11 protein-coding genes and 1 pseudogene are annotated in these 13,317 nt (G+C 53.7%); 5 read left to right on the plus strand and 7 right to left on the minus strand.

Annotated elements, in window-relative coordinates:
* From dnaE to ACIQ2T_RS07720, 4 genes are all read right to left on the minus strand, one after another.
* On the minus strand, positions 1-2,078 hold a 2,078-nt coding region (gene dnaE, locus ACIQ2T_RS07705; RefSeq protein ID WP_397590305.1), incomplete at its 3' end, for a DNA polymerase III subunit alpha.
* 62 nt (positions 2,079-2,140) lie between these two features.
* The gene (locus tag ACIQ2T_RS07710) at positions 2,141-2,629 is read right to left on the minus strand and encodes a glutathione peroxidase (protein ID WP_397590306.1); all 489 of its coding nucleotides are present in this window, start codon (positions 2,627-2,629) and stop codon (positions 2,141-2,143) included.
* 15 nt (positions 2,630-2,644) lie between these two features.
* Positions 2,645-3,316, minus strand: coding sequence for an ABC transporter ATP-binding protein (locus tag ACIQ2T_RS07715; RefSeq protein WP_397590307.1), 672 nt, complete (start codon positions 3,314-3,316; stop codon positions 2,645-2,647).
* Positions 3,309-4,559 carry a lipoprotein-releasing ABC transporter permease subunit gene (locus tag ACIQ2T_RS07720; protein WP_397590308.1) on the minus strand — a complete coding sequence of 417 codons (1,251 nt, stop codon included), beginning with the start codon at positions 4,557-4,559 and terminating at the stop codon, positions 3,309-3,311. The genes ACIQ2T_RS07715 and ACIQ2T_RS07720 overlap by 8 nt, the downstream gene beginning before the upstream one ends.
* Before the next feature lie 453 nt (positions 4,560-5,012).
* Between ACIQ2T_RS07720 and ACIQ2T_RS07725 the strand changes: the two genes are divergently transcribed.
* The gene (locus ACIQ2T_RS07725) at positions 5,013-5,498 is read left to right on the plus strand and encodes an Hsp20 family protein (protein WP_397590309.1); all 486 of its coding nucleotides are present in this window, start codon (positions 5,013-5,015) and stop codon (positions 5,496-5,498) included.
* 84 nt (positions 5,499-5,582) lie between these two features.
* Here the strand turns inward: ACIQ2T_RS07725 and ACIQ2T_RS07730 are convergent, their stop codons facing one another.
* The 3 genes from ACIQ2T_RS07730 to tpiA form a co-directional block, all read right to left on the minus strand.
* A complete protein-coding gene (locus ACIQ2T_RS07730) occupies positions 5,583-7,217 on the minus strand; it encodes a CTP synthase (RefSeq protein WP_353207997.1) in 1,635 nt (544 codons plus the stop codon).
* 99 nt (positions 7,218-7,316) lie between these two features.
* Positions 7,317-7,673: a preprotein translocase subunit SecG gene (gene secG / locus ACIQ2T_RS07735; RefSeq protein WP_397590314.1), complete on the minus strand. Its 357-nt coding sequence runs from the start codon at positions 7,671-7,673 to the stop codon at positions 7,317-7,319.
* Positions 7,674-7,757: 84 nt separating this feature from the next.
* Positions 7,758-8,504: a triose-phosphate isomerase gene (tpiA, locus tag ACIQ2T_RS07740; protein WP_397590310.1), complete on the minus strand. Its 747-nt coding sequence runs from the start codon at positions 8,502-8,504 to the stop codon at positions 7,758-7,760.
* 153 nt (positions 8,505-8,657) lie between these two features.
* On the opposite strand from tpiA, the gene ACIQ2T_RS07745 reads away from it, so the two are divergent.
* The 4 genes and pseudogenes from ACIQ2T_RS07745 to ACIQ2T_RS07760 all read left to right on the plus strand — a co-directional run.
* Positions 8,658-10,598: a peptidyl-prolyl cis-trans isomerase gene (locus tag ACIQ2T_RS07745; RefSeq protein ID WP_397590311.1), complete on the plus strand. Its 1,941-nt coding sequence runs from the start codon at positions 8,658-8,660 to the stop codon at positions 10,596-10,598.
* Entirely contained in the window at positions 10,585-12,060 is a 1,476-nt protein-coding gene (locus tag ACIQ2T_RS07750) for an anthranilate synthase component I family protein (protein WP_397590312.1), read from the plus strand. Before ACIQ2T_RS07745 ends, ACIQ2T_RS07750 begins: the two co-directional genes overlap by 14 nt.
* A 144-nt stretch (positions 12,061-12,204) precedes the next feature.
* Positions 12,205-12,804 (plus strand): anthranilate synthase component II, encoded by a 600-nt coding sequence (locus ACIQ2T_RS07755; protein ID WP_397590313.1) that lies wholly within the window; start codon positions 12,205-12,207, stop codon positions 12,802-12,804.
* Positions 12,801-13,317, plus strand: a pseudogene (locus ACIQ2T_RS07760) (anthranilate phosphoribosyltransferase); the annotation flags it as partial. The gene ACIQ2T_RS07755 and the pseudogene ACIQ2T_RS07760, both read left to right, overlap by 4 nt.

Genomic DNA, 13,317 nt, shown 5'->3' on the forward strand with positions numbered 1-13,317 from the left:
GCTTCCCCAAGGCTGTAGCCTGCAAGAATCTGCGCGGCTTGCATGACCTGTTCTTGGTAGACGAAAATACCATAGGTCTCGTTTAACACCGGTTCCAACAACGGATGCGGATACTCAATACTCTCCTCGCCGTTTTTGCGACGGCCGAACATGGGGATATTGTCCATTGGCCCGGGCCGATAGAGCGACACGAGCGCGATGATGTCACCAAAATTGGTAGGCTTCACGGCGGCTAGTGTGCGCCGCATCCCTTCGGACTCAAGCTGAAACACACCCACGGTATCGCCACGTTGCAACAGCTCATATACCGCTGGGTCGTCATGCGGCAGCAGGTCAAGGTTTATCTCCACTCCGCGTTTGGCGAGCATTTGGCTGCCCTTTTGCAGGACAGAAAGTGTCTTCAGTCCCAGAAAGTCGAATTTAACCAGGCCAGCACTTTCGACATATTTCATGTCGAATTGCGTGACGGGCATGTCCGAACGTGGGTCGCGGTACAAGGGCGCCAATTCCGACAATTCCCGGTCACCAATGACCACGCCTGCTGCGTGCGTCGAACTGTGCCGCGGTAAACCTTCAAGCTTCATCGCAAGATCGAATAGACGCTTCACCTGGGCGTCACGCCGATATTCTTCGCGCAGCTCCGCCACGCCGGACAGTGCGCGCTTCAAGTCCCAAGGGTCAACGGGTAGGTTCGGCACTTGCTTGCACAGTCGGTCGACTTGACCATAGCTCATTTGCAAGACGCGTCCGGTGTCTCGTAAAACTGCGCGCGCCTTCAACTTTCCAAAGGTAATGATCTGCGCAACCTGACGCGAGCCGTATTTTTTCTGGACATAACGGATAACCTCGCCACGCCGCGTTTCGCAGAAATCGATATCGAAGTCCGGCATTGATACACGGTCTGGGTTCAAAAAGCGTTCGAACAGAAGCCCAAGTTTGATCGGGTCAAGATCAGTAATCGTCAGCGCCCAAGCCACAAGCGAACCCGCACCAGACCCACGGCCCGGCCCAACCGCAATATCCTGTTCCTTCGCCCATTTGATAAAATCGGCAACGATCAAAAAATATCCAGGAAAGCCCATCGAGCAAATAACATCGGCCTCAAAATTCAACCTATCAAAATACAGCTGCCGTTCCGCGGGGTCGGTAATCCCTGCAATCTCAAGCCGCTTTTCAAGGCCAAGCCGTCCGTCCTCGCGCAGCTGCGCATCCTCGGCGGCCCGATCCCCCGCAAGGCTTGGCAATATGGGGCTTCGATACGGCGCGAGGGCGGCGCACCGTTGCGCGATGACCAACGTATTGGCTAATGCCTCTGGCACATCGGCGAACAACGCGCCCATTTGCTTGCCGGTTTTGATCCACGTATCCCGGCTGCTTCTGCGGCGGTCCGTGCTTTCGATATAGGCGCCGTCCGATATACAGAGCATGGCATCATGCGCGTCGAAGAAATCAGGCTCGGCAAAAAAGGCAGGATTGGTCGCAACCAAGGGAACATCGCGGGCATATGCAAGGTTGATGAGCGCGTCTTCTGCGGCCTCTTCAACAGCGTCGTTGCGCCTGCTGAGTTCGATATACAGATGCTCGGAAAACAGCGCCTGAAGACGCGTCAGGTAGCTGGATGCCGCTTCATGCTGCCCTTCACTCAACAGCCGGGCCAGCGCACCCTCTGCACCACCTGTGAGAGCGATAAGGCCTTCTTTATGCGCGGCAAGCTGTTCCAATGTTACATGCGCGTCGAGGTCTTCCGGACGATCAAGATGCGCCATCGAGACCAAGCGACAAAGATTATTGTAACCGCTCTCATCCTGCGCAAACAATGGTAACCAGTCGCGTGTGAATTTACCGTCGCTGGATGGCCGCCGGATCCCAAGCAACGCGCCAATGATCGGCTGCACCCCATAGGATTTAGCCGCGTCCTGAAATGGCATCACGCCATAGAGACCATTGCGATCACAAATGGCAATAGCCGGAAAGCCGAGCTTTTTTGCAGTCTCGCCAATCGCCTTTGGTTCAATTGCGCCTTCCAATATGGTGTAAGCGGAATACACGCGCAGAGGAACAAAGGGAACGTAGGTCATCCAAGTACGTTAGATGACCTGCATGATTCGACAAACCCAGTTTTGGGCTAAGCTGTGGACAATCAGGCTGCTGCGGCGAGCAGTTTCTCAATGTCCTTCGCCAGTGCCTCAGGTTTGACCTGCGGGCCATGGCGAGCAACCACATTACCTTTACGATCGACCAGGAATTTTGTGAAATTCCACTTGATACCACGTGACCCCATAAGCCCGGCTTGCTGCTGCTTAAGATAATGCCACAACGGGTCTTCATCCGTCCCATTGACGTCGATTTTTGCAGCCAGAGGGAATGACACATCATAAGTCAGCGAGCAAAAATTCTGAATTTCTTGCGCGTCTCCGGGCTCCTGCGCGCCGAACTGGTTGCAGGGGAAAGCCAGAATTTCCAGCCCCTGATCTTTATACTGGCGATACAACGCCTCAAGCCCCTTATACTGCGGGGTGAAGCCACATTTGGATGCGGTGTTCACCACCAACACAACCTTACCCTTATGGGCTTCCATGGCCTCGGCATGGCCACCAGGCATTTTCACTGTGAAATCATAAATCGACATTGATATTCTCCCTGCTTAGCCCAATTTGCCTTCTTGCAGACGCACGACGCGGTCCATTTTGGCCGCCAATCGCTCATTATGCGTTGCCACGATCGCCGAAGAGCCCTCTTCGCGCACCAGCGCCATGAATTCGCCGAGCACAATATCGGCGGTGTGTTCATCCAGATTTCCTGTGGGCTCGTCCGCAAGCACCAGCTTGGGACGATTCGCCAACGCCCGCGCCACGGCAACGCGTTGCTGTTCACCGCCCGACAGCTTCGACGGGCGATGATGGAGGCGCTCTGCAAGCCCAAGCTGCGTCAAAAGATAGGTCGCACGTTCTAGAGCAACGTCAGGCGCAGCATCGGAAATCAATTGTGGCAAAATCACATTTTCCAGCGCGTCAAAGTCTGGCAGCAGATGGTGGAACTGATAGACGAAACCAAGATTCTGCTTACGAATTTCGGTCTGACGATCGACACCGGCTGCGCTTACCTCCTCGCCATCAAGCTTGATGGAGCCAGAAAATCCGCCTTCCAAAAGACCAACCGCTTGAAGCATGGTCGATTTTCCTGAGCCAGATGGACCGAGTAAGGCAACCAGCTCTCCTTTACCAATCACAAGGTCTACACCGCGAAGAACTTCTATGATGACATCGCCCTGCACAAATTTGCGGCGGACATCGACAAGCTCTAGTATGTTATTCATAGCGCAGCACCTGAACAGGGTCAGTACTCGCAGCCTTGAGCGCCGGGTACAAGGTTGCAAGGAAGCTGAATAGCAAAGCGAGCCCGCAGATCACGAGCACTTCAACTGGATCAGTCCGAGAGGGCAATTCGGTAAGGAATCGGATGGATGGGTCCCACAAATTCTGCCCAGTGACAAATTGGATAAAGTTCACAACCGACTGTCTAAAATACAGAAATATTGCGCCTAAAATCAATCCAAGCACGATGCCGGATGATCCGATCAGCAACCCTACCGTCATGAAAATGCGAAGCAGTGATTTGCGTGATGCCCCCATTGTCCGCAATATCGCAATGTCGCGGGTTTTTGCGCGCACCAACATGATCAGGGATGATAATATGTTGAAGACAGCAACAAGGACGATGATAGACAAAACCACAAACATGGCGACCCGCTCGACCGCTAATGCCTCGAACAGCGAAGCATTCATGCTCTTCCAATCGACGATAAGCCCTTTATTCTCAAGCTTCGGCAGCAACGGGGCGAGAATTTCATTCACTCTGTCTGGATTTTCGGTGTTGATTTCAATCATGCCAATTTCGTCGCCCAGCAGCATAAGCAATTGCGCCCGCTCAATGGGCATGATCACAAATGCTTTGTCATAATCATAAACGCCAACCTCAAAAATGGCCGCCACTTCGTATGAAATCTCCCGCGGAACGGTGCCAAAAGGCGTTGTCCGGCCCGCGGGGTTGATTATGGTTATACTTTGACCAACTCTAACTCCCAAATTTTGCGCGAGGCGCGACCCAATCGCCACTTTATCTTCGTCGGGGCTAAGCGCATTTAGATCGCCTGCTACGGTCTTTCCCTTGAGCGTTTCGTTTTTGAGTACGTCCTTGACTGACATCCCACGCGCCAAAATGGCTTCAACGCGGCCATCGAAAGTGGTCAGCAAAGGTTGTTCAATAAGCGCCGTGGCGTCTGTAACGCCGGGCGTGTTCTTAACGTCCTTCAGTATCTGACGCCAATCCTGCAAGCGACCACCATAGCCTTGCACCACTGCATGCCCGTTCAGCCCAACGATCTTGTCAAACAACTCAGCGCGGAAGCCATTCATCACGCTCATCACAATTATTAAAGCGGCTACGCCAAGGGCAACAGCGACAAGACTTATGCTGGCAACAAGGAAAATGAACCCTTCGCCCTTACCCGGAAGCAAATATCGGCGCGCTACCATGCGTTCATAACGCGACAATATCATGTGCGGACACTCATCCATAATTTCGGCATAGGGTGTTCTTAGGTTCCGCCAAGAAATCTGGCAAGTATTGTTGCAGCCGAGCAACAGCTTTTGAAAAAACGTTCGTGCGTGTTCGGTAAGATTTGCAAACATAGCGGGGAGCTAACAAGAAGGCATAGAATTCGTCGCGCGTCACAAGTGGCCGATGGTTCAGGGAAAAAATCAGTCCCGCCGGTGGGGACCGGTAGAGGACTAAAATTATGCGCTAGCAAAGCTGCAGAGCGAGGCCGTTCGGAACATCCGAGCGGCCCTGTTTCTATATTGCCTCTGCCTCTCACCGGAATTTTTGGCTCTTGCAATTTTGCGGATGCAACCCATCTTGCTTCTCGGAGGCCGAAAGGCTCCAAAACGAACACGTTGGCCGCTGCATTTGCGGGGCTGGCAACGAACCAAATTGCTTGAAGGAGAATTTGCATGAACCGTTTTGATTTTACCCCATATCGCCGGAACACGGTTGGCTTTGACCGCCTTTTTGAGCTGCTCGAAACCACAGGCCGTTCTGCGCAGAATGAAAATTATCCCCCGTTTAACATCGAGCGGACCGGCGAAAATGATTATCAGATCACCGTCGCTGTCGCCGGTTTCAAAACCGAAGAGATCGATATTGTTGCCCAGCAGAACCTGCTTATCGTGACCGGCAGCAAGCAGTCCGAAAGCAATGACAATCGCGACTTTTTGCATATGGGTATTGCAACCAGGAATTTTGAACGGCGGTTCCAGCTTGCCGACCACATCCATATCACGAATGCGGATATGGCTGACGGGCTTCTCATTATTACCTTGGTGCGTGAAGTGCCGGAAGGATTAAAGCCGCGAAAGATCGCGATTGGTGCGAAAGCTGCACCAACAGTCATTGAACATGAAGACGCGCCCAAGAAAAAAGGAACGCCTGCTGCTTAAGTGTTGAATATCGGGGCGGCCGGCACAAATCGACCGCCCCGACATGATTTTTAACTTAGGCCCAATTGACCAAAAATGGCCGAATTATACAAGGCGGCTTTGATTTAATGCGGCTTTCACGAAGCTCGCGAATAACGGATGCGGCGCAAATGGACGTGATTTTAACTCCGGATGGAACTGCACACCAATAAACCATGGATGGTCTGGGCGCTCAACGATTTCCGGCAATTCACCATCGGGTGACATTCCGCTAAAAACCAGTCCACCTTGTTCAAGTGCGTCCTTGTAATGGACGTTGACTTCATACCGATGCCGATGGCGCTCGGAGATTTCCTGACTGCCGTAAATCGATGCCACATGGCTGTTGCCATCAAGCACTGCATCATAAGCGCCAAGCCGCATTGTGCCGCCCATGTCTCCACCTGTTTCGCGCTTCTGTATACCCTCTTGGCTCATCCATTCGGTGATGATGCCGACTACCGGTTCAGTCGTTGGTCCAAATTCCGTGCTTGAGGCGCCAACGACACCCGCAGTATTCCGCGCACCTTCAATGCAGGCCATTTGCATACCAAGGCAGATGCCGAAGAATGGTACATGACGTTCCCGAGCAAATTTTACCGCGGCAATTTTGCCCTCGGATCCACGCTCTCCAAATCCGCCGGGGACCAAAATCGCATTCATGGGTTCAAGCGCGGTAGCAATTTCATCTTCGGATTGCTCGAACAGCTCGGCATCAATCCATTTGATATTGACCTTTACACGGTTGGCTAATCCACCATGCGTCAATGCCTCGTTAAGCGACTTATACGCGTCTGCAAGGCCGACATATTTCCCAACCACGCCAATAGTCACTTCGCCTTCAGGGTTGGATTGACGATCAATGATGTCGTCCCAACGGCTAAGATCGGGCTCGCCATCGGATTCAAGGCCGAACGCCCGGAGCACTTCATTATCAAGCCCTTCGGCATGATATTGCAGCGGCACGGCGTATATGCTTTTGGCGTCCAGCGCGGGAATAACCGCCTCTTTTCGGACATTACAGAATGCAGCAATCTTTGCGCGCTCCGTCTCCGGCAATGGATGTTCGCAGCGGCACAACAAAAGATCGGGCTGAATACCCAAGGACGTCAGTTCGCGCACACTGTGCTGTGTTGGCTTGGTCTTCAGTTCACCTGCGGCGGCGATGTATGGAACTAAGGTGACGTGCACAGACAAGGTCCGTTCACGACCAAGCTCGTTGCGCAACTGACGAATGGCCTCAATGAACGGCAGGGATTCAATATCACCAACCGTGCCTCCAATTTCGCACAAGACAAAATCGAGATCTTGCGTCTCCGCCTTGGCGAATTCCATGATCGCATCGGTGACGTGCGGAATGACCTGAACGGTCGCGCCGAGATAATCTCCGCGACGTTCTTTCTGAATAATGGTCTGATAAATGCGTCCAGACGTAACATTGTCGGACTGCCGCGCCGAAACGCCTGTAAAGCGTTCATAATGACCAAGATCTAGGTCCGTTTCCGCCCCGTCGTCTGTGACATATACCTCGCCATGCTGATACGGCGACATCGTGCCTGGATCAACATTGAGATAAGGATCAAACTTGCGGATACGGACGCGGTACCCACGCGCTTGCAAAAGGGCAGCAAGCGATGCTGCCATAAGACCTTTGCCAAGCGAGGAGACCACGCCACCGGTGATAAAAATAAACCGTGTCATGGGAGAAAAGGGTTAAGCTACCTTTTCATAAAAACACAAGCGAACGAATCTCTCAGATAGAAAATAAACTGTGTAAAACAGTTTTTTTGCCGACTGCGCTTATTTCTCGAGGGGAACTTCGGTTGCAGGTGCAGCGGCTGGCGCGGCGACCGCTGGCGCCGTTGTTACGGGCGCTGCTGGTGCAGTTGGAACCTCCGTGCGCTGCAAGCTGCTATCAATATCTCCAGTGCCGCCTTTTTTCGCAGCCACAAAAGCAAGCGAAATAGACAACAAGATGAACATAGTTGCTAATATTGCCGTTGTGCGCGTCAAAAAGTCAGTGGCGCCGCGTGCGGACATCAGGCCCGATGGGCTGCCCCCCATCCCCAAACCACCGCCTTCGGAACGCTGCATCAAAACCACGCCCACAAGCGAAGCCGCGATGATTGCCTGAACGACGATAAGAAAATGAAACAGACCCATGAGAAAATTCCGAATATAAATGGCAGCGCAGTAACGGTTGTGCCGCCCACATAGCGAGCGCACGGCAAATCTTCAATGCTATTTGCTCAAAGCTGCTGCTGCAGATAATATTGGCCCAAATTTCGCAGCCGTGAGGCTGGCTCCGCCAATTAGACCTCCGTCAACATTGGGAACCGCCAAAAGCTGAGCTGCGTTATCGCCATTCATCGACCCGCCATATAAAATCCGGATTTTGACGCCGTCCTCGCCGAAGCGCTCCACCAACGCAGCGCGAATAGCTTCATGCATTTCCGCAACGTCGTTTGCGCCGGCGACGCGGCCGGTTCCAATTGCCCATACCGGCTCATAGGCGACGCTCAGCCATTGGCTTGCAGCCGTATCGGGTAAAGACAGATGCAGCTGACCGAGCACCACATTTAAGGCTTTCTTACTCTCGCGTTCGTCAAGAGTTTCACCGACACATACAATAACCTGTAAGCCAGCAACCTGCGCAGCTTCGGCCTTTGCGCGAATATCTGAATCTTGCTCATGCTGCGCGGCGCGGCATTCGCTGTGACCAATGATCGCGAGCACTGCTCCGGCATCTGATAACATTTCCGCCGATAGGCACCCCGTATGCGCGCCAGCCTCCATCATGTGGCAGTCCTGCCCACCGATGGCAAAACCACCCACTGCTTGGCGTGCTCTATCAATGAGTGTTGCAGGTAAGCATAACGCGGCGTCCACGGCAGCGTGCATGCCCGATAATTCTGCGATGGCGATAATCTCAGACACATCGCGCGATGTGCCGTTCATTTTCCAATTTCCGACGATTAGCTTGCGCATCTGATCCCTCATTGAACTTTTTCGCGATTCTTTGTGCCGCTATTCCATGCTTTCCAAGCATAGGGCAAGTCTATCCCTTGATTGCCAACGTCTTGCCGCCTAAAGCGGCTCGCTAAGCCCACCTTGTGCCGTATATTCAGGAAATCGCCATTCATGATTAGCTCTATTCGTTCGCTCATTAACTCGAAGTTCGGCGCGTTTTTTGCGCTTTTGTTCGTCGGGGCGATTGCCATTGCGTTTGCGCTCGGTGATGTAAGTAATTCAGGCAGCTTTGGTGGCCTGAGCGGCGGGAATGTGGCGCGCGTCGGCAACCGCGATATTACCTTGGGCGAACTTAATGATGCCTTAGATAATCGCCTGAAGTCAGAGCGTCAGGACAACCCAACCCTGAATATGGCGAGCTTTGTCGACGGTGGTGGACTGGATTCAACGCTGGAACAATTGATCAATCGCTATGCGCTTACTGTGTTTGGGCAGGAATATGGCGTTGCAGTGAGCAAACGCCTGATTGATTCAGAAATACGCAAAATTCCTGGTGCCATGGGGCTGGATGGCAAGTTCAGTGCTGAGGCATTCGGCCGATTTGCCCAACAGATAGGCGTCAGCGAGAAAGCCATTCGCGACGACATCGCCAAGAATTTGTTTGCGCAGCAGATATTACCGGCGTCAGCGAGCGGACCAGCTGCACCCGACGGGTTTGTTCTGCCTTATGCTTCCCTCTTGCTCGAGCAGCGTTCAGGACAGATTGCGGCTGTGCCAGCGTCAGCCTTTCTGCCGCAAAAGCCTCCAAGCGAAACAGTCCTTGCGAAGTTTTACAGCGATAATTCTGTGAAGTTCACTATTCCTGAGAAACGATCGATTAGTTACGCCATCTTCGGCAAGGATATCATTGCGCAGCGCGCAAAACCGACTGAGGCCGATATCGCGGCATATTATAAAGCAAACGCCGCGAAATTCGCTGCCGCGCAAGCGCGTAACATAAGCCAAATGATTGTTCCCACTGAGGCAGCAGCCAAGTCTGTCGCCGCACAGGTTGCAGCGGGTAAATCCATAGCAGCGGTGGCCAATGAACTTGGCCTGGCGGTAACGACAGCAATTAATGTCAGCAAAAGCACCCTGACAAGCACCACATCGCAAGCAGTTGCAGATGCCGCATTTGCCGCGGCACAGGGCACAGTGGCAAAGCCTGCTCGCAGTAATTTAGGTTGGGCCGTCGTTCGCGTCGATAGCATCAATAATGTCGCAGCCAAGTCGCTAGCAGCAGCGCGCGCCGAAATTGAAAAAGATTTGCTCAAGACGCGCAGTGAAGAAATGCTAACCGAAATGACCGGGGAAATTGAAGACGGGTTTGCAAATGGCGCTACAATCTCAGATGTCGCAAAGCAGAATAGTCTGACAATCAGTACATCGCCAAAACTGCTGGCCACTGGGCAAGATATCAGCAACCCTTCGTACAAGCCAATTCCCGAAATGCAGGCTATTTTGCCAGCGGCCTTCCAAATGGAAACAAATGGCGAGGCGCAGCTCATTGAACTGGTGCCTGGAGAGAAATTTGCCATGGTTGCTGTGGCGGATTTTGACGAGGCTGCCCCGCCTGCCCTAAACCAAGTGCGTTCGATTGTGTTGCAACAATGGGCACAGTCAGAAGGCGCAAAGGGTGCGCGTAACGCTGCGGATGCATTGCGTAAAGCTGTTGATGCTGGACAACCTCTTGAAGCAGCGTTGGCTGCAGCAAAAATCAATGGGGCTCAGGTAGAACGACTAAGCGGTACACGCGCCGATATATCGCGTGAGGGCCAACAAGTGCCGCCACCCTTGTCTCTGATGTTTGCGATGAAAAAGGGTACTGCAAAAACCATTCAAGCGGGCGATAACCGCGGTTGGTTCGTTGTGTATTTGACCGATATTGTAAAAGGCGATGCGAGCGGCCAGAGCGACATGCTTAAAGCACGTAAGCAGGAACTGTCCGGCATTTTGCAACAGGAATATGTCGCGCAAATGGTCCTTTCTGCTGCCAAAGATGTGGGCGTTGAAAAGAATGAAGACGGTATCGCCGAAGTGCGCACGCGCCTGACAAACCGTGACGGAAACTAAGCCGCAACTCATTTGGCGTAAACGTATTGCAGACACCGAAACGCCGGTGTCTGCCGCACTGAAGCTTTTTGTCGCCGAGCGCGGTGATTTCATTCTTGAATCCGTGGAGGGCGGCGAAACGCGAGGACGTCACAGCCTCATTGGAATCGCACCCGATCTCGTTTTTCGCGCAGCAGGCAATACTGCCGAAATCAACAATCAATGGATGTCCGACCGGGAAGCTTTTGTCCCCTCGCCGCTGCCGTCCTTAGACGCGCTGCGCGCGCTGGCTGCAGAGTGCCGAATGGATGTTCCCGAAGAACTGCCCCCAGCGCTTGCCTGTCTGGTCGGGTATTTCGGTTATGAAACCATTGGCTTAGTAGAGAAGCTTCCACGGGCGCCACAGTCTGCACTCGCGTTGCCGGACATGCTGTTTGTTCGGCCAACCGTCATTCTGTTGTTTGATCGTTTGAAAGATGAGATGTTCCTCGTGTCGCCTGTTTGGACAGGAGCCGACGATAAGCAGGCCATCGCCCTTGCAAACGAACGTTTGGATGAAACCGAACGATTGTTGGATGCTGGACACCCCGCGGTTGCAGAAAAAGACGTCAGTGTTCACGAAAGCAATTTGAACTTAGAACCTGTTTTGCCTACTGGTCGCTATGCGGAGATGGTGGCTTCGGCCAAAAACTACATTGAGGCTGGTGACATATTCCAGGTCGTTCTGGCGCAGCGTTTTACCGCCCCCTTTGGACTACCGCCGGTTCACCTTTACCGCGCGTTGCGTCGTATAAATCCGTCGCCGTTCCTCTATTTTATCGACTTGCCCGGCTTCGCCCTCATCGGGTCAAGTCCCGAAATATTGGTTCGTGCCCGTGGGGGTGAGGTTACTATCCGCCCGATCGCGGGAACACGACCTCGTGGAACCAGCAGCATCGAAGACGCAGAGAATAAGGCATCATTGCTAGCCGACCCGAAAGAGCGTGCGGAGCATCTCATGTTGCTCGACTTAGGCCGCAACGATGTGGGCCGCGTGACAAAAGGCGGGACTGTTACTGTCACTGACAGCTATATGGTCGAGTTTTACAGTCACGTGATGCACATCGTATCGAACGTGGTGGGCGAACTTGCGGATGGCAAGGACGCGATTGATGCCTTATTTGCCGGCTTTCCCGCAGGCACGGTATCGGGGGCGCCCAAAGTGCGCGCCTGCGAAATTATTGCCGAGCTGGAACCAGAAACCCGCGGCGCATATGCCGGCGGCGTCGGCTATTTCTCGCCCAATGGCGATATGGATAGCTGCATTGTCCTGCGCACAGCGGTGGTGAAGGATGGTATCATGCACGTGCAAGCCGGCGCAGGTATCGTTGCCGACAGCAACCCCGAATATGAACAGCGCGAATGTGAAGCAAAGGCAGGCGCGCTCATCGCAGCAGCCCGTGAAGCGATCCGTGTTGCGGGGGAAGCTCAGTTTGGTCAGTAGCTTGACGGAACCACAAAGGCGGCGGCTGTAATGAATTTACACGGCGCGGTGGACATAGTTCGACTAGATACTGGAGAGATGATCTGGCAGCGTTTCGCAATAGTGCCTCTTCCACCCGCACGTCAAAGCCGCTAGGGACGCCGCATGATCCTAGTCATAGACAATTACGACAGCTTTACTTGGAACCTTGTCCATTATCTGATGGAACTGGGGACGCAGGTTGAAGTTGTGCGCAATGACGATATTTCCGCTGCTCAGGCCATTGCATCTGGCGCGCAAGCGTTCCTTATTTCGCCCGGACCGAAGACCCCCAACGAAGCTGGCGTTAGCCTTGACCTTGTCGCGGCCTGCGCCGAAGCAGGCAAGCCGCTGCTTGGCGTCTGCCTTGGCCATCAGACCATAGGGCAGCATTTCGGCGGCAATGTGGCCCGTGGCGGTTTGATGCATGGCAAAACATCGCCTGTCAGCCATGACGGGAGCGGGTTGTTTGTAGGACTGCCCTCCCCTTTTCAGGCCACGCGGTACCATTCCTTGATTGTAGAAAATGTCCCTCCCGCATTGGTCGTCAACGCGACCAGCGATGACGGCCACGTCATGGGTTTCCGCCATGCTACACTGCCGATCCACAGCGTTCAGTTTCACCCCGAAAGCATCGCGACGGAACATGGCCATGCGATGCTTGCAAATTTCATGCGCATTGCCGGGATGACTGTTGTGAGCGGAGCCGAAGGGAATATGCATTGAACCCATACGGCAAGCTTCCCGACCCGCAGCATTTGTTTGACCATGACGAGGCTGCACAGGCCTTCTCCGACATTCTGGACGCGCGCGCATCAGAAGACGAAATTGAGGCCTTCCTTGTTGCGCTGTCTGCCCGCGGTGAAACAATGGTGGAAATCGCCGCGGCTGCGCAAGCAATGCGCGACCGCTTGATCCCGATCGAAGCCCCGGAGAACGCGATCGATGTCTGCGGCACCGGCGGCGACGGGCATCATACGCTTAACGTTTCAACTGCGGTGTCCATCGTTGTAGCCGCCTGCGAAGTTCCGGTTGCCAAGCATGGAAACCGCGCAGCATCATCCAAGGCAGGCGCAGCGGATACTTTGGTGGCGCTTGGCCTCGATATGGAGCGCGCAGGGCGCATGGCGCAGGAAACTCTTAAAGACCTTGGCATATGCTTCCTGTTCGCTGCCAACCACCATCCGGCGATGAAGCGGATCCAGCCAATCCGTCAACGCATTGGCCAGCGCACAATAT

The sequence above is a fragment of the Sphingorhabdus sp. genome (genome assembly GCF_044357595.1).
Classification (GTDB): domain Bacteria; phylum Pseudomonadota; class Alphaproteobacteria; order Sphingomonadales; family Sphingomonadaceae; genus Sphingorhabdus_B.